Origin of the sequence: Streptomyces synnematoformans (assembly GCF_039531005.1) — a bacterium.
Taxonomy (GTDB): Bacteria; Actinomycetota; Actinomycetes; order Streptomycetales; family Streptomycetaceae; genus Streptomyces; species Streptomyces synnematoformans.
Genome location: NZ_BAAAPF010000168.1, coordinates 1 through 15,723, shown reverse-complemented (window position 1 = coordinate 15,723; position 15,723 = coordinate 1). Strand labels below are relative to the sequence as shown.

Sequence of the window (15,723 nt, the reverse complement as noted above, 5' to 3'; positions counted from 1 at the left end):
CCCCCGGCGCCCCCGGCGCCGCCGATCACCCGGGCGCCGCCGACGGCGCCGGCGGCCGCGCCGACCAGGACCGGCGCGAGACCCGCGGCCCCCACGCCGGCCCCGTACAGCGGCGCTCCGGGGGCGGAGAGCGCCCGGCGGGACGAGGGCCCCAGCTGCACCCGGAAGCTCGGGTTGTCGACGTTGATCCGGGTGGGGTCGCTCGGGACCCGCACCATCGTCAGCCGGCCGCCGGCGGCGTCGTCGTCTGGGTCCTGGGCGCGACCACCCGTGGGGGTGGGCGGTGTTCTGGTGTCCACACTCCACTAACCGAGTGATGCGGCGTTTGGACACTGGCTGGCACCGCCTGACACGGCCCTTTTGTGTCGGAGGCCCGTCAAACACACCGTTCGCGGGGGCTCGTTGCGATTCGCCGCGCGCCGTCCCGCACTACGCTCACGCCCGCCTGCGCGCCGCCTCGTACAGCACCACCCCGGCCGCGACGCCCGCGTTCAGCGACTCCGCGCCGCCCGGCATGGGGATACGTACCCGTACGTCGCACGTCTCCCCCACCAGCCGCGACAGCCCCTTGCCCTCGCTGCCGACCACGACGCACACCGGCCTATCCAGCAGGTCCAGCTCCGGCAGCTCCACGTCCCCGTCGGCCGCGAGCCCGACGACCATCACGCCGGCCTTCTGGTACGCCTCCAGCGCCCGCGTCAGGTTCGTGGCCCGCGCCACCGGCGTACGCGCCGCCGTGCCCGCCGACGACTTCCACGCGCCCGCCGTCATCCCCGCCGCGCGCCGCTCCGGGATGACGACGCCGTGCCCGCCGAAGGCGGCGACGGAGCGCACCACGGCGCCCAGGTTCCGCGGGTCCGTGACCCCGTCGAGCGCGACGACCAGCGGGTCCGCGGCATCCTGGGCGGCGGCGTCGAGGAGGTCGTCGGGGTGGGCGTACTCGTACGGCGGGACCTGCAGCACCAGCCCCTGGTGGTTCAGGCCGTCCGTCATCCGGTCCAGCTCGGGGCGCGGCGCCTCCATCAGGTGCACGTCGCCGCGCTCCGCGGCGAGCTGCAGGGCGCCGCGCACCCGGTCGTCGCTGTCGAGGTACTGCTGGACGTACAGCGTCGTGGCCGGCACGCCGTCGCGCAGCGCCTCGTACACCGAGTTGCGGCCGACCACCAGCTCGCTGCTGCCCCGGCCGCCGCGGCGCGCGGCCGGCGGGGCGGCGGCGGCCTTCTTCGACCGCGCCCGGGCGGCGCGCTGCTTGGCGTGGCCGGGCCGCTGCTCGGCGGGCGGCGTGGGGCCCTTGCCCTGGAGGGAGCGGCGGCCCTTGCCGCCGCTGCCCTTGGTCGCGCCCTTCTTGCTCGCCGTTCTGCGGCCTCGGCGCTGACTGTTCCCGGCCATGGGGGCTCCACCTGCTTCTGCGATCGGTGTTTCTCTACGTCACGAGTGTGCCGCCCGGTCGCCCGGGCGGCACACGGGGCTGCACACACGGGCTGCTACACCCGGCTCGGCGCGGTCAGCACAGCGTCCAGCGCGGCCCGTCGGGCGTGTCCTCGATGGCGAGGCCCGACTGCTGCAGCTGGTCGCGGATGGCGTCCGCGGCGGCGTAGTCCTTGCGCGCCCGCGCCGCCTCGCGCTGCTCCAGCACCAGCCGTACGAGCGTGTCGACGGCCCCGTGCAGGTCCGCGCCGCGGTCCGCGCCATCCGCGCCCGTCCAGTGCGCGTCGAGCGGGTCGAGGCCGAGCACGCCCAGCATGGCGCGCACCTCGGCGAGGCGGGCGACGGCGGCCTCCTTGTCGTCGGCGGACAGGGCGGCGTTGCCCTGCCGGACGGTGGTGTGCACGACGGCGAGCGCCTGCGGCACCCCGAGGTCGTCGTCCATCGCCTCGGCGAAGGCGGACGGCACGTCCGCGGCCGGGGCGACCGGTTCGCCGGCCTTCCCTGCCTTTTCGACTACACGCTGCACGAAGCCCTCGATGCGCGCGAACGCGGCCTCGGCCTCGCGCAGGGCCTCCTCGCTGTACTCGATGGTGGAGCGGTAGTGCGGGGTGGCCAGGTAGTAGCGCAGGACGATGGGGCGCCAGCGCTTGACCATCTCGGAGACCAGCACCGAGTTGCCGAGGGACTTGCTCATCTTCTCGCCGCTCATGGTCACCCAGGCGTTGTGCATCCAGTAGTCCGCGAAGCCGTCGCCGAACGACGTGGACTGGGCGATCTCGTTCTCGTGGTGCGGGAAGACGAGGTCGATGCCGCCGCCGTGGATGTCGAAGCGGGAGCCCAGGTACTTGTGGGCCATCGCCGAGCACTCCAGGTGCCAGCCGGGCCGGCCGCGGCCCCAGGGGGCCTCCCAGGACGGCTCGCCGGGCTTGGCGGCCTTCCACATGGCGAAGTCCCGCTGGTCGCGCTTGCCGGTCTCGCCCTCGCCCTCGGGCTGGCGGAGGTTGTCCAGCTCCTGGTTGGACAGGGCGAGGTAGCCGGGGTACGAGCGGACGTCGAAGTAGACGTTGCCGTCGGCGGCGTAGGCGTGGCCGGAGTCGATGAGCGCGCGCATCATCTCGATCATCTCGGGCACGTGGCCGGTGGCGCGCGGCTCGTACGTCGCCGGGAGGCAGCCGAGGGCGTCGTAGCCGGCGGTGAAGGCGCGCTCGTTCTCGTACCCGATGGCCCACCAGGGACGGCCCTGGTCGGCGGACTTGGCGATGATCTTGTCGTCGATGTCGGTGACGTTGCGGACGAAGGTCACCTCGTAGCCGCGGTGGAGCAGCCAGCGGCGCAGGATGTCGAAGTTGAGGCCGGAGCGGATGTGCCCGATGTGCGGTGCGGCCTGCACGGTGGCGCCGCACAGGTAGATCGAGACACAGCCCGGGGTGATCGGGGCGAAGTCACGGATCTGCCGGGCGCTGGTGTCGTACAGGCGAATGGTCACGCCTCAAGGGTAGTAGGACCCGGCCCGCCCGCGGCCCCCGGTCCGGGACGACCGCCGTGCGGCCGCTGCCCGGCGCGTACCACGCCCGCCCCGCCGCACGGTACGCCCGGTACGTCGCACGCCGACCGTCCCCCGCACACCCGCCCTAGGGTAGGCCGCCCCACTGACGCCGGGGCCGCCAGCCGCCAGCCGCCAGCCGCCGTCCGCCGGCCGGCGCGGCGCTCCACGGCGCCGCGCCGCTCGGCGCCGTCGCTCAGTGCAGGTCGCCCTGGCCCGACACCTTCTCCGGCGTCACGCGGACGACGATCCGGGTGCCGTCGTCGGCCCGGCCGCCGCTGAAGGTGTCGTAGTCCTTGCCGGTGTACTTCACCGACAGCTCGTCGATCAGCTCCCGGGCACCCTCGGTGGTGACGCTCGCGGTGCCGTACACCTGGGCGTAGTTGTACGGGGCCGCCGGGTTGACCACGACGACGCTGACCCGCGGATCGCGGCTCAGGTTACGGGCCTTGACGCGCTCGGCGGTGGTGGAGAAGAGCAGGTCGTCGCCGTCGCGCTTCACCCAGACGGGCGACGCCTGCGGCGCGCCGTCCGGCTGCACGGTGGCGACGGTGATGAAGACCTGGCCGTCGAGGACCTGCTTGAGGTTGTCGGAGAGGGCGACAGACACGATGGACACTCCTCGGTTTCGCACACGTGGGCACTACCTGGGTACCCAACATCGAGCCCGCCACGGGCCTTCCGCGCGGCGGCGGAAGGTCCGCGTCACCCGGGCGGCGGCAGGACGAGCGCGGTGGCGACGGCCGCCAGGCCCTCACCACGGCCGGTGAGGCCGAGCCCGTCCGTGGTGGTGCCGGAGACCGACACCGGCGCCCCCGCGGCGGCCGACAGCGCCTCCTGCGCCTCCGCGCGCCGCTTGCCGATCTTCGGTCGGACGCCGATCACCTGGATCGCGACGTTGCCGACACGGAAGCCGGCGGCGCGTACGATACGGGCCGCCTCGCCGAGCAGCGCGACGCCGGCGGCGCCGGACCACTCCGGGCGGCCGGTGCCGAAGTGCGCGCCGAGGTCGCCGAGACCGGCGGCGGAGAAGAGCGCGTCGCAGGCGGCGTGGGCGGCGACGTCGCCGTCGGAGTGCCCGTCGAGCCCGTGGCTCTCGCCCTCCCAGAGCAGGCCGGCGCACCACAGCTCGCGCCCCTCGGCGAAGGCGTGCACGTCGGTCCCGACACCGATGCGCGGCAGCACGGCGTACGCACCGCCCCCGCCGTCCCCGGCGCCCCCGCCGTCCGCGCCGGCCGGCCCGGACGCGCCGCCCGGTGTCTGCGCGTCAGAAGCCATCGGTCGCCCTCCTGCGTGCCAGCACGGCCTCGGCCAGCACCATGTCCAGCGGCCGGGTCACCTTGAACGCCTCCTCGTGCCCGGGTACGAGCACGACCTCGACGCCCAGCCGCTCGACCATCCCGGCGTCGTCCGTGGCGCCCTCGCCGGCCGCGGGCACCTTCTCGTGGGCCTCGGTCAGCACCCGGCGGTCGAAGCCCTGCGGGGTCTGCACGGCGCGCAGCGCGGCCCGCTCGGGCGTGGCGACGACCGGCTCCGGGCGGCCCGGCTCGCCGCCGGGCTCGACCTGCTTGACGGTGTCGGTGACGGGCAGTGCCGGCACGACGGCGGGCGCCCCGGCCCGTACCGCGGCGGCGACGGCCTCCACGGTGTCCACCGGGACCAGCGGGCGGGCGGCGTCGTGCACGAGCACGACGTCGACGTCGCCGGGGAGCGCGGCGATGCCCAGGCGTACGGAGTCCTGCCGGGTGTCGCCACCGGAGACGACGACGACCTCGGTCGAGTCGAGGTGGTCGAGGTGGTCGTCGAGCAGGGTGCGCACCTGCGCCGCCTCACCGGGCGGGCCGACGACGACCACCAGGGACACCGCGCGGGCGCGGGCGAGGGCACGTACGGCGTGCACGAGCATCGGCGTGCCGCCGAGGGCGCGCAGGGCCTTGGGCGCGCCGGGGCCGAGCCGCACTCCGCGGCCGGCGGCGGGGATCACCGCGGCGCATCGGTGCGGACCGGACGGGTCCGAGTGGCCGGGCCGGGTCTCCACGGACGCGGCGGGCGAGTCGGACGAGCCTGACGGAGACATTGCGGTGTTCAGGTTTGTGTCCTTGGACGACATGGGTATGGCCAAAAGCGTGCCGGGCACGACGCTTCGTGCCCCCACCGCGGAGCTCGCTGTCGACCCCCTTCCGTGAGGCACCTGGTCGAAAGCAGCTGCCCGGGCCCGGCACGGCGTGTCCACAGGAAAGCGGGACAGCCGTCGGCCCGGCGCGTCGCACGCGAGCATACGCACGCGCGGCGCGGGAGCCTACGGCTGCCCCCCGAAACCCGGCAGGCTTTCCTGCCGTCGGACCGGACGGGAAAGGACGAGCGGGGACAATCGGACGGACCGTGAAGCGCGGACCGTGAAGGCGTGCGGACGCGACCGGGCGGCATCCCGGGCAGCGTCCGGCCCGGCACCGACAACGACACACCGGCAACGGCCGACGGCAGCACCGAGGCCGACGCGGACAAGCGACCCGGCACCGCACGGGCACCGCACGCTGCCGTAGCCGGGGTGGCGCCGTAGCCTACGGGCCGCAGGCACGGCACACCGCACCGCTGTCCACAGTCCGCGGGTCGCCCCCGGACACCGTTCGGCCGGGAGGCCGTGCCGCTCAGCCGGGCAGCCGCCGCTCCCGGCCCTTCAGGACGCCAGCACCTCGTCGAGCAGTGCCTCCGCCTTGTCCTCGTTCGTGCTCTCACACAGCGCAAGCTCGCTCACCAGGATCTGGCGGGCCTTGGCGAGCATCCGCTTCTCCCCTGCGGAGAGGCCGCGCTCACGCTCCCGGCGCCACAGGTCCCGGACGACCTCGGCAACCTTGATCACGTCACCGGAGGCGAGCTTCTCCAGGTTCGCCTTGTACCGCCGCGACCAGTTGGTGGGCTCTTCGGCGTACGGTGCGCGCAGCACCTCAAAGACCCTCTCCAGCCCTTCCTGGCCTACCACATCGCGTACCCCGACGAACTCGGCATTGTCCGCCGGCACGCGCACCGTCAAGTCGCCCTGCGCGACTTTCAGCACCAAGTAGGTCTTGTCCACACCTTTGATCTGGCGAGTTTCGATGGCCTCGATCAGCGCGGCCCCGTGATGGGGATAGACCACGGTGTCGCCAACCTTGAACGTCATGTGACAGGTACCCCTTCCGTGGCTATCCAGGGTAACACGGGACAGGCCGCTTCTGAATGGCGTTTTCGCAGGTCAGCGCCCGTCTCGGGGCTTGACAAGCGACCCTGGAACGTGCTGCGCTCCGCGTCGGAATCATGGTTTCCGCAGGTGGGATGGCGTCTGCCGGAAACCTGAAACGCGAAGGTTACCTGCCGCCGGAAGGATCGGCAGAGCGACGAACGTCCCGATTTGTCGGAGTCGGCCGGTGAAGTCGCGCTGCTCCGTTCGGCCGATCACGATCGAATCCGGTCGGATTCCCGGAATTGATCACACGGGCTGTGATCGATATCCCCGTTCTCCCCCGTTCTCCCTCCGCCGGTGTTCCCGCCGTCCCTTCCAACACCGCATGCCGCGCAGATATTGCCGGGCATTAGCACGGCCGTACGCGCGGGTGTGCGCGCAGGCGCACGCGGGCGGCGGAGGGCGGGTCGGGTCCGTACGGTCAGACGGGGGTCGGTACTGTTCCTCCAGCACGTCCGCCCACCGCCGGCAAGCCGAACCGGCCTTCACGTCCAAGGAGATGCCGCCGCCGTGAGCAGCAGCAGCATTCGACGCGGCACGCTCGCCGCGACCGCCCTCGCTCTCTCGCTCGCCGTCCTCACCGCGTGCGGGGCGGGCAACAACGCCGAGACCCTGAAGATCAACCCCGACAACGCGCGCGTCGTCGCGGGCGACATCCGGATCCAGAACGCCGTGGTGATCACGCCGCCCGAGGAGACCGGCGGACCGGCCGCGGTCTCCGCCCGCATCTTCAACAACGGCGACCGGGACCAGACGCTGGACCGGCTGACGCTCACCCGCGGCGGCCAGGAGCTGGAGCTGGCCGGCGCGGACGGCCGGGGCGGCGTGGTCGTGCCGGGGGGCGGCTCGGTGATGCTGGGCGGCGAGGGCAACGCCTCCGCGGTGCTGCCCGACGGCGACGAGGCGGGCGACGGCACGGCGCAGAAGCTCGCCTTCGAGTTCAGCGAGGAGGGCGAGGTGCGGATCTCCGCGTTCGTCGTCTCGGACGAGGGCCAGTACGCGGACTTCGCCGCCACCGAGTCCCCGAGCCCGCTGGAGACCGCGACGTCCACCCCCGACGCCGAGCCCGGCGCAGACGCGGGCACGGACGGCACGGAGGGCACGGAGGGCACGGACGGCACGGAGGGCACAGACGGCGCAGACGGCACGGAGGGCGCGGACGGCACCGGGGACGCCTCGCCGGACGCCGACGCCACCGGAGACGCCGCCGAGGGCACCCCCGGCGCGGACGGGGCGGAGTCCTCGGACAGCCCCGCCACCGAGCAGTAGCCGGCGGCCGGGTACGCGCCTCAGGCCCCGGCGCGGAAGCGCGCCGGGGCGGGACGCCGCCGGGCGGCAGGCGGGACGTGTACCCGCGCCCCGGGCCGGGCTACGGCTCGAACTTGTAGCCCAGCCCCCGGACCGTCACCAGATACCGCGGCGCGCCCGGGTCTGGCTCGATCTTCGCGCGCAGCCGCTTCACGTGGACGTCGAGCGTCTTGGTGTCGCCGACGTAGTCCGCGCCCCAGACCCGGTCGATCAGCTGCATCCGGGTCAGCACCCGGCCGGCGTTGCGCAGCAGCATCTCCAGCAGGTCGAACTCCTTCAGCGGCAGGTCGACCTTGCCGCCGGCGACGGTGACCACGTGCCGGTCGACGTCCATCCGTACCGGACCGACCTCCAGGGCCGCCGGCTCCGTCTCCTCCGGTTCGCCGCGGCGGCGCAGGACCGCGCGGATCCGGGCGACCAGTTCCCGGGAGGAGAAGGGTTTGGTCACGTAGTCGTCGGCTCCTATCTCCAGCCCGACGACCTTGTCGATCTCGCTGTCCTTGGCGGTCACCATGATGACCGGAACGTTGGAGCGGCCGCGCAGCTGGCGGCACACCTCCGTGCCGGGCAGCCCCGGCAGCATGAGGTCAAGCAGCACCAGGTCGGCGCCGTTGCGGTCGAAGTCGTCGAGCGCCTCGGGGCCCGTGGTGGCCACGGCCACCTCGAAGCCCTCCTTGCGGAGCATGTACGACAGTGCGTCGCTGAACGATTCCTCGTCCTCGACGACGAGAACCCGGGTCACGCTCTGACCTCCGAGGGGGACGGGCAGCACGGGATGGGGAGAGCCGGGCGGCGGGGGATGGAGCCGCGCCGGGCGGTGGGCACGCGGGTCACGGAATGACCTCCGGAGCTGTGTCTGACGCGTCGGTCCCGTCGAACCGGAGCCGGTCCTCGCCGTCGAGGTCCTCCGGGCCGATGAGAGCTCCGCTGCGGCCGGCGTCGGACCGGCCGCTCTTCGGACGTGCGGCCTCGGGCAGCCGCAGGGTGAAGGTGGAGCCCTGGCCCTCAGCGCTCCACACCGTGACCTCCCCGCCGTGCGAGGCGGCCACGTGCTTGACGATGGCGAGACCGAGCCCGGTCCCGCCGGTGGCCCGCGAGCGCGCCGGGTCGACCCGGTAGAAGCGCTCGAAGATCCGTTCGCGGTCTTTCTCGGAGATGCCGATCCCCTGGTCGGTGACCGTGATCTCGATGAGGTCGCCGCCCTGTGCGGGCAGCCGGCGGGCCGCGACGCCGACCCGGGTGCGGGCCGGGCTGTAGTTCACGGCGTTCTCCACCAGGTTGCCCAGCGCCGCCGCGAGCTGGCCGCGGTGGCCCCAGACGTGCAGCCCGGCCGTGCCGCCCGTGGCGATGGTTATCTGCTTGGCGCCGGCCTGCTGCCGGCACCGTTCCATGGCCTCCGCGACCAGCTCGTCGACCCGCACCGGCTCGGCGTCCTCCAGCGGGTCGTCGTTCTGCACCCGGGAGAGGTCGATCAGTTCCTGTACGAGGCTGGTCAGCCGGGTCGCCTCGCCCTGCATGCGGCCGGCGAAGCGCTCCACAGCCTCGGGGTCGTCGGCGGCGTCCATGATCGCCTCCGAGAGCAGGGACAGCGCGCCGACCGGGGTCTTCAGCTCGTGGCTGACGTTCGCGACGAAGTCGCGGCGTACGGCCTCGATACGGCGGGCCTCGGTCATGTCCTCGACCAGCAGCAGCACGAGCCGGGAGCCGAGCGGCGCGACGCGGGCGGAGACCGCCAGCGCACCTCCCCCGGAGACGACGCGGCCGGTGCGCCGGGGCAGGTCCAGCTCGACCTGCCGTATCTCGCCGTCGCGCCGGGTGTCGCGGGCCATGGCGAGCATCGGCTCGACCGTCAGCCGGCCGCCGCGGACCAGCCCCAGGGCGTACGCCGCGGAGCTGGCCTTGACCACGGCGTCGTCCTCGTCGAGCACGACGGCGGAGGAGCGCAGGACGGAGAGCACGGTGTCCACGCCGGGCGGCAGGACCGCGTCCGTGTGCAGCGAGGTGCGCGTCGGCCTGGCCTGCTCGCGTTCGCTCCACCGGAACGCGAGCACGGCGATCACACCGGTGCACAGCCCGGCGAGCGCTGCCGCCGCGGCGACCGCCGCGTTCACGTCCATGACTCCAGGTTAGGCACCATGCAGACCCCTTCCACAGCCATCCGGGTGCGGTCTCGAACACTGGTCGCCAAGAGTTCACCCTGAGGTCGGTCCCGATTCACTGAGTGGCGCGGCGTCCCCTGCATGGTGGATGCTGCATTGGTCGGCAAAGTCGGCAAGGTCGGCAAAGAGGATGGACGGGACTGGGATGCGGGACTCATACCACGAGGAGCTGGACTCGATCGGCGAGGGCCTGGTCGACATGGCCCGGATGGTCGGCTCCGCCATGGGCCGTGCCACCGCGGCGCTGCTCGACGCCGACCTGCAGCTCGCCGAGAGCGTGATCGCGGGCGACGAGAAGGTGGACGACCTGCAGCGCGAGCTGGAGACGCGGGCCATCCAGCTGCTCGCCCGGCAGCAGCCCGTCGCCACCGACCTGCGCATCGTGGTGACCTCGCTGCGGATGAGCGCCGACCTGGAGCGCGCCGGCGACCTGGCGCAGCACGTCGCCAAGCTGGCCCGGCTGCGCTACCCCGGCCGCTGCATCCCGGACGACCTGCACGCCACCGTCCTGGAGATGGGGCAGCTCGCGCAGCGGCTCATGGCCAAGACCGCGGAGGTCGTCACCACCAAGAACGTCGACCTGGCGCTGGAGCTGGAGCAGGACGACGACAGGATGGACTACCTGCACCGCAAGATCTTCCAGCACCTCATGGACGACCGCTGGAAGCACGGCATCGAGACCGCCGTGGACGTGACGCTGATCGGCCGCTACTACGAGCGCTTCGCCGACCACGCCGTCTCGTGCGCCGGCCGGGTGGTGTACCTGGTGACCGGCGAGCACGCCGACGAGCTGAACACGACGGCCCCGGTCGAGGGGGCGTAGCGGCCGGAGCGCGGGAGGCACGTGCCCGCGCGCGCCGGGCGCGCCCGGGGGCGGCTCACGCGCCGGGCGCGGCGCAGGAGACGTAGGACGGTCCGGCGGCCCGCGATGCTTCCGCGCGCCCGCATGTGCGCCCCGGCGCCCGGGGCAGCCTTCCGGTGGAAGGGAACATCCCTGCTAGGAGGTCCGCATGCCGGAAGAGTTCACCTCCCGCACCCGTGCCGAGCCGCGCCGCGCGGCACCGGCGCCGCGGCTGCGCCCCAAGATGACCCCGCTGCCGAAGCTCAGCTCCTGCAACTGCGGCCCCGGCTGCTCCTGCGGGTGCCAGTCCGGCAGCCCGTGCAACTGCGGCGGCAGCTGCGGCTGAGCCCGCGGCCGGCGCCGGCGACGAGACGCCCGCGGCCTCTGCCCTGACGATGCCGGGCAGGGGCCGCGGTGTACGCGGGAGGACGCCGGCTCGCCGGCTCCCCCGCTACTTCCGCTCCTTCTTGCCCTGGTTCGCCACGGCCTTGATCGCCGAGGCGGCGGCCTCCGGGTCGAGGTACGTACCGCCCCGGGCGACCGGGCGGAGGTCGCCGTCCAGCTCGTACGACAGCGGGATGCCGGTGGGGATGTTCAGCCCCGGGATCTCCTCGTCGGAGATGCCGTCGAGGTGCTTGACCAGCGCCCGCAGGCTGTTGCCGTGCGCGGCGACCAGCACCGTCCGCCCGGCCTGGAGGTCCGGGACGATGTCGTCGTACCAGTACGGCAGGGCCCGCTCCAGCACGTCCTTCAGGCACTCCGTCCGCGGCCGCAGCTCGCTGGGGATGTGCGCGTAGCGCGCGTCGTGCGCCTGCGAGAACTCGCTGTCGTCGGCGATCGGCGGCGGCGGCGTGTCGTACGAGCGGCGCCAGGTCATGAACTGCTCCTCGCCGAACTCGGCGAGCGTCTGCGCCTTGTCCTTGCCCTGCAGCGCGCCGTAGTGCCGCTCGTTGAGCCGCCAGGAGCGCGCGACCGGGATCCAGTGCCGGTCGCAGGCGGTCAGCGACAGGTTCGCGGTGCGGATGGCGCGCTTGAGCAGCGAGGTGTGGACGACGTCCGGCAGCAGCCCGGCCTCGCGCAGCAGCTCGCCGCCGCGCACCGCCTCCTTCTCGCCCTTGTCGGTGAGGTTCACGTCCACCCAGCCGGTGAACAGGTTCTTGGCGTTCCAGTCGCTCTCTCCGTGGCGGAGGAGGATCAGCTTGTACGGTGCGTCGGCCATGGCTCCGAGCCTAATCGAGCCGGCGGCACCCCACTCCCCGGGCCCGGATTGACGGCAACCGTCAATTCGGTGGCGCGTCGGTGACCCCGCTTCGTAACATCCCCTCATCATCAGCGCCACTTACACCCGGGGGTTCCGCCGTGCCCGTCACCCGCATCGGACGCGCGATACGCGAGACCGTCACCGGGCTGCCACGCGCGTTCTGGTGGCTGTGGACGTCGACGCTCATCAACCGGCTTGGCGGCTTCGTCGCCACCTTCATGGCCCTGTACCTGACGCAGGAGCGCGGCCACTCCGCCTCGTACGCCGGACTGGTCGCCGCCCTCTACGGGCTCGGCGGCGTGATCTCCTCGCTCGGCGGCGGCGTCCTCACCGACCGCCTCGGCCGCCGCCCCACGCTGATGCTCGCCCAGTCCGCCACCGCCGTGACCGTCACCGCGCTCGGCTTCACCACCCACCCCGTGGCCATCCCCGCCGTCGCCTTCGCCGTCGGCATGGCGTCCAACGCCTCCCGGCCCGCGGTGCAGGCGATGATGGCGGACATCGTCCCGCCGGAACACCGGGTGCGGGCCTTCTCGCTCAACTACTGGGCGATCAACCTGGGCTTCGCGATCTCCTCCACCGGCGCCGGCTTCATCGCCGAGTACAGCTACCGGGCCGGCTTCCTCATCGAGGGCGCCATGACCCTCACCTGCGCGATCCTCGTCTTCATCAAGCTTCCCGAGTCCCGGCCGGCACGCCCCGCGGGCGCCGGCGGCGGCCCGGCCGACTCCGTGAGCCTGGGCACGGTGGTGCGCGACGGGCGGTTCATGGGGGTCGTGGGGCTGTCGTTCCTGATCTCGCTCATCTTCATGCAGGCGTACGTCTCGCTGCCCGTGGCGATGGGCGACCAGGGCTTCTCCAGCAAGGACTTCGGGGTCGCCATCGCCGTGAACGGCATCCTGATCGTCGTCCTGCAGATCCCCGTGACCCGGCTCATCGAGAACCGCGACCCGCGGACGCTGCTCGTCGTCTCCTCGCTGCTCGCCGGCTACGGGTTCGGGCTCCACGCCTTCGCCGGGTCGGTCGCCGTGTACGCGCTCGTCATCTGCGTCTGGACCCTCGGCGAGATCGTCAACGCACCGACGCAGACCAGCATGGTCGTCCGCCTCTCCCCCGTGCACGGCCGCGGGCGCTACCAGGGCATGTACACCACGTCCTGGGCCGTAGCCGCGCTCGCCGCCCCGCTGCTGGGCGGGTGGGTCATCGACACCGCCGGGGCGGGCTGGCTGTGGGCGGGCTGCGCGGCGCTGGGCACGGTGGCGGCGGCGGGGTACGCGCTGCTGATGCGCGGGCTGCCGACGGAGGACCCGGCCCCGGCGCAGGGCGGGGAGGGGCCCGAGGACGCGCCCGCGGCGCCGCGGGGCGCGGACCTGCCGCACACGGACAGCGTCAGCTCCTAGCGCTCGGCTCGGCTCTGCTCGGCTCCGCTCGGCTTACTTCCGGGGTAATCGCCTCTGCCCGCGCGCGTTGTGAGGATGGGCGATCTCACCCCGCGTCGGAGGACGCGGGCCAGGACGGGGAGGTCAGCGATGTCCACAGCCACATCTGCGAACACGCGCACGGTGGTCGGGGAACTGCTGCGCAGGATCGGCGAAGGCGACCCCGAGCGCATCGCCGAGCTGTACGCCGAGGAGGGCGACTGGAAGCTCGACTGGCCGGAGGCCGAGCACGGCCGAACCGCCACGCCGTGGATCCGCCACCGGTCCACCCGGGCCGACGCGGCCGCCCACTACCGCGAGCTTGCCGAGCACCACGTGCCGGAGCACGCGGCGACCGGGGTCGAGCGCATCCTCGTCGACGGGGACGACGCGGTCGTGCTGGGCGAGATCCGCCAGACCGCCCGGCCCACGGGACGGGCGTACCGCGCGCGGTTCGCCCTGCACCTCACCGTCGAGGACGGTCTCGTCACCCGGCACCACGTCTACGAGGACAGCCTCGCCGTCGCCCGGGCGTTCGAGACGGAGAACCGGTGAGGCCGACGGCGTCCCGGCCCGTCGGCCCAGGGTCCGGGGAGCACGCGACGCCGTGCCGACCGCACGGGCTTGACTTGAACCAGCGTTGAGGTCGGAGCCTCGGTGGTGGGTCCGGCCCCGGACCCTGTCGTCGGCGCCGCCGTCGGCACAGTCGATGCTCGGCGTCGTCCGAGCGTGTGAACGGAGACCCCATGGCTGAGGCCAACACCGTCCTGGTGACCGGCGCCACGGGCAACGTCGGCAGACATGTGCTGTCCGGCCTGCTGGAGCGTGGCGTCGAGGTGCGGGCGCTGGTCCGCGACCCCGCCACGGCACGGCTCCCGGAAGGCGTCGAGGCGGTCCGCGGCGACCTCACCCGGCCCGAGACCCTGGAGGACGCCGCCGCGGGGGTGGCGTCGGTGTTCCTGCTCTGGCCCGGTTTCGGTGCCGCCGACGCGCCCGCCGCCGTCGACGCGGTCGCCCGGCACGCCCGCCGGATCGTCTACCTCTCCGCGTCGGCCGGGCCCGAAAACCGGCGTCCGGACGGGTTCTGGGGCGAGATCGAGGAACTGGTCGAGCGGACCGGGCTGGAATGGACCTTCCTCCGGGCCGGCGGCTTCGCCGCGAACACGCTCGGCTGGGCGGACCAGATCCGCGACGGGGTGGTGCGCTGGCCGTACGGACAGGCCGGCCGGTCGCTGATCCACGAGGCCGACATCGCCGCGGTCGCCGTGCGTGCGCTGACGGAGGACGGCCACGTCGGCGCGGCGTACACGCTCACCGGTCCGGAGGTGCTGACTCAGGTGGAGCAGGTGGCCGTCATCGGCCGGGCGGTCGGCCGCGACGTGCGGTGGGAGGAGCAGCCGGTCGACGAGGCGCGGGAGCAGCTCCTGGCCGCATGGGGCGACCCGTCCTACGCGGACATGGCGCTGGCCGCCTGGGCGGCGATGGTGGACGACCCGGAATCCGTGACGACCACCGTGCAGGACGTCACCGGCACGCCGGCCCGTACGTTCCACCAGTGGGCCCTCGACCATGCCGCGGACTTCGCGTAGAGCGCGGCGGCGCGGCGGAGTCGAGGATGCGGTCCGCGCGGGCGGGGGCGGGGGTGGCTCGTACGCTGGGCGTATGGCGTTCCGGGAGCGGGCGGGGCAGGGCGGGCGGCCCGTGGGGGCGCCGACCCGCGGGACGACCAACCCCAACCGGCTGCGCCGCATGGACCGCTGGATCGCCGCCGCCCACGGCCCCGCCCTGCGCCGCACCGCCCGCGCCGAGGGCCGGGCCGTCGCCGTCGACCTCGGCTACGGCGCCGCCCCCTGGACCGCCGTCGAGCTGCTGGAGCGGCTCCGTACGGCCTGCCCGCGGGCGGAGGTCGCGGGCGTGGAGATCGACCCGGAGCGGGTCGCGGCGGCGCGCCCGTACGAGCGGGCGGGGCTGACGTTCCTGCGCGGCGGCTTCGAGGTCCCGCTCCCCGGCGGCGCCCGCCCCGCGCTGATCCGGGCGGCGAACGTGCTGCGGCAGTACGGCGAGGAGGAGGTCCCGGCGGCGTGGGCCCGGCTCACCGGGCGGCTCGGCGCGGACGGGCTGCTGGTGGAGGGCACCTGCGACGAGGCGGGGCGGCGGCACGTGTGGGTGGCGCTGGGCCCGGAGGGCCCGCGCACCGTCACCTTCGCCGCCCGCCTCGCGGCCCTCGACGCGCCCTCGGACCTGGCGGAGCGCCTGCCGAAGGCGCTGATCCACCGCAACGTCCCGGGGGAGGCGGTGCACGCGTTCCTCCGCGACTTCGACCGCGCGTGGGCGACGGCGGCGCCGTACGCGCCGCTGGGGGCACGGCAGCGGTGGATCCGCGCGGCGAGCACGCTGTCGGGTGACTGGCCGCTGACGGACGGCCCGGGGCGCTGGCGGCAGGGCGAGCTGACGGTGGCGTGGCGGGCGGTGGCGCCGCACGGGTGGGGCGCGTAGCGCCCGCCGCGGGCCCGGCGGGTACGGCGCGACCCGGCGGGCGGGGCGG

General features: G+C 73.8%; 16 protein-coding genes and 1 pseudogene. 7 read left to right on the top strand and 10 right to left on the bottom strand.

What is annotated here, in order from left to right; translation table 11 throughout:
• The 7 genes and pseudogenes from ABD317_RS22660 to ABD317_RS22630 all read right to left on the bottom strand — a co-directional run.
• Positions 1-299, bottom strand: a pseudogene (locus tag ABD317_RS22660) (hypothetical protein); the annotation flags it as partial.
• A gap of 136 nt (positions 300-435) precedes the next feature.
• Complete coding sequence (gene rlmB / locus ABD317_RS22655) at positions 436-1,389, bottom strand: 23S rRNA (guanosine(2251)-2'-O)-methyltransferase RlmB (RefSeq protein WP_344291762.1); 954 nt, start codon at positions 1,387-1,389, stop codon at positions 436-438.
• Between the two features lie 115 nt (positions 1,390-1,504).
• Positions 1,505-2,914 carry a cysteine--tRNA ligase gene (gene cysS / locus ABD317_RS22650; protein ID WP_344291761.1) on the bottom strand — a complete coding sequence of 470 codons (1,410 nt, stop codon included), beginning with the start codon at positions 2,912-2,914 and terminating at the stop codon, positions 1,505-1,507.
• Positions 2,915-3,167: 253 nt separating this feature from the next.
• Positions 3,168-3,581, bottom strand: coding sequence for a PPOX class F420-dependent oxidoreductase (locus ABD317_RS22645; RefSeq protein ID WP_344291760.1), 414 nt, complete (start codon positions 3,579-3,581; stop codon positions 3,168-3,170).
• Between the two features lie 95 nt (positions 3,582-3,676).
• Entirely contained in the window at positions 3,677-4,249 is a 573-nt protein-coding gene (gene ispF, locus ABD317_RS22640) for a 2-C-methyl-D-erythritol 2,4-cyclodiphosphate synthase (protein ID WP_344291759.1), read from the bottom strand.
• Positions 4,239-5,048 carry a 2-C-methyl-D-erythritol 4-phosphate cytidylyltransferase gene (gene ispD, locus ABD317_RS22635; protein ID WP_051438079.1) on the bottom strand — a complete coding sequence of 270 codons (810 nt, stop codon included), beginning with the start codon at positions 5,046-5,048 and terminating at the stop codon, positions 4,239-4,241. Before ispD ends, ispF begins: the two co-directional genes overlap by 11 nt.
• Positions 5,049-5,648: 600 nt before the next feature.
• Entirely contained in the window at positions 5,649-6,131 is a 483-nt protein-coding gene (locus ABD317_RS22630) for a CarD family transcriptional regulator (protein WP_018836077.1), read from the bottom strand.
• 570 nt (positions 6,132-6,701) lie between these two features.
• On the opposite strand from ABD317_RS22630, the gene ABD317_RS22625 reads away from it, so the two are divergent.
• A complete protein-coding gene (locus ABD317_RS22625) occupies positions 6,702-7,460 on the top strand; it encodes an ICP22 family protein (RefSeq protein ID WP_344291758.1) in 759 nt (252 codons plus the stop codon).
• Positions 7,461-7,560: 100 nt separating this feature from the next.
• Here ABD317_RS22625 and phoP read toward each other — a convergent pair whose 3' ends face one another.
• Together phoP and phoR are read right to left on the bottom strand one after the other, a co-directional pair.
• Complete coding sequence (gene phoP, locus ABD317_RS22620) at positions 7,561-8,241, bottom strand: two-component system response regulator PhoP (protein WP_027753222.1); 681 nt, start codon at positions 8,239-8,241, stop codon at positions 7,561-7,563.
• A gap of 88 nt (positions 8,242-8,329) precedes the next feature.
• Entirely contained in the window at positions 8,330-9,616 is a 1,287-nt protein-coding gene (gene phoR / locus ABD317_RS22615) for a two-component system sensor histidine kinase PhoR (protein WP_344291757.1), read from the bottom strand.
• Between the two features lie 187 nt (positions 9,617-9,803).
• On the opposite strand from phoR, the gene phoU reads away from it, so the two are divergent.
• Both phoU and ABD317_RS22605 read left to right on the top strand, forming a co-directional pair.
• The gene (gene phoU, locus ABD317_RS22610; RefSeq protein WP_344291756.1) at positions 9,804-10,481 is read left to right on the top strand and encodes a phosphate signaling complex protein PhoU; all 678 of its coding nucleotides are present in this window, start codon (positions 9,804-9,806) and stop codon (positions 10,479-10,481) included.
• 187 nt (positions 10,482-10,668) lie between these two features.
• A complete protein-coding gene (locus ABD317_RS22605; RefSeq protein ID WP_158691729.1) occupies positions 10,669-10,845 on the top strand; it encodes a hypothetical protein in 177 nt (58 codons plus the stop codon).
• Between the two features lie 105 nt (positions 10,846-10,950).
• On the opposite strand, the gene ABD317_RS22600 is transcribed toward ABD317_RS22605, so the two are convergent.
• The gene (locus ABD317_RS22600; RefSeq protein WP_344291755.1) at positions 10,951-11,718 is read right to left on the bottom strand and encodes a phosphoglyceromutase; all 768 of its coding nucleotides are present in this window, start codon (positions 11,716-11,718) and stop codon (positions 10,951-10,953) included.
• Positions 11,719-11,858: 140 nt separating this feature from the next.
• On the opposite strand from ABD317_RS22600, the gene ABD317_RS22595 reads away from it, so the two are divergent.
• The 4 genes from ABD317_RS22595 to ABD317_RS22580 all read left to right on the top strand — a co-directional run bounded on the left by ABD317_RS22595 (position 11,859) and on the right by ABD317_RS22580 (position 15,674).
• The gene (locus ABD317_RS22595) at positions 11,859-13,160 is read left to right on the top strand and encodes an MDR family MFS transporter (RefSeq protein ID WP_344291754.1); all 1,302 of its coding nucleotides are present in this window, start codon (positions 11,859-11,861) and stop codon (positions 13,158-13,160) included.
• Positions 13,161-13,289: 129 nt separating this feature from the next.
• Positions 13,290-13,733, top strand: coding sequence for a nuclear transport factor 2 family protein (locus tag ABD317_RS22590; RefSeq protein ID WP_344291753.1), 444 nt, complete (start codon positions 13,290-13,292; stop codon positions 13,731-13,733).
• 191 nt (positions 13,734-13,924) lie between these two features.
• A complete protein-coding gene (locus ABD317_RS22585; RefSeq protein ID WP_344291752.1) occupies positions 13,925-14,767 on the top strand; it encodes an SDR family oxidoreductase in 843 nt (280 codons plus the stop codon).
• Positions 14,768-14,840: 73 nt separating this feature from the next.
• Positions 14,841-15,674, top strand: coding sequence for a class I SAM-dependent methyltransferase (locus ABD317_RS22580; protein ID WP_344291751.1), 834 nt, complete (start codon positions 14,841-14,843; stop codon positions 15,672-15,674).
• Positions 15,675-15,723: the final 49 nt, after the last annotated feature.

Coding starts and splice junctions, on each gene's coding strand:
- ABD317_RS22590 (WP_344291753.1), top strand. CDS start 13,290: ATGTCCACAGCCACATCTGCGAACACGCGCACGGTGGTCGGGGAACTG.
- ispF (WP_344291759.1), bottom strand. CDS start 4,249: ATGGCTTCTGACGCGCAGACACCGGGCGGCGCGTCCGGGCCGGCCGGC.
- phoU (WP_344291756.1), top strand. CDS start 9,804: ATGCGGGACTCATACCACGAGGAGCTGGACTCGATCGGCGAGGGCCTG.
- ABD317_RS22605 (WP_158691729.1), top strand. CDS start 10,669: ATGCCGGAAGAGTTCACCTCCCGCACCCGTGCCGAGCCGCGCCGCGCG.
- ABD317_RS22630 (WP_018836077.1), bottom strand. CDS start 6,131: ATGACGTTCAAGGTTGGCGACACCGTGGTCTATCCCCATCACGGGGCC.
- rlmB (WP_344291762.1), bottom strand. CDS start 1,389: ATGGCCGGGAACAGTCAGCGCCGAGGCCGCAGAACGGCGAGCAAGAAG.
- ABD317_RS22580 (WP_344291751.1), top strand. CDS start 14,841: ATGGCGTTCCGGGAGCGGGCGGGGCAGGGCGGGCGGCCCGTGGGGGCG.
- ABD317_RS22600 (WP_344291755.1), bottom strand. CDS start 11,718: ATGGCCGACGCACCGTACAAGCTGATCCTCCTCCGCCACGGAGAGAGC.
- phoR (WP_344291757.1), bottom strand. CDS start 9,616: ATGGACGTGAACGCGGCGGTCGCCGCGGCGGCAGCGCTCGCCGGGCTG.
- ABD317_RS22585 (WP_344291752.1), top strand. CDS start 13,925: ATGGCTGAGGCCAACACCGTCCTGGTGACCGGCGCCACGGGCAACGTC.
- ispD (WP_051438079.1), bottom strand. CDS start 5,048: ATGTCTCCGTCAGGCTCGTCCGACTCGCCCGCCGCGTCCGTGGAGACC.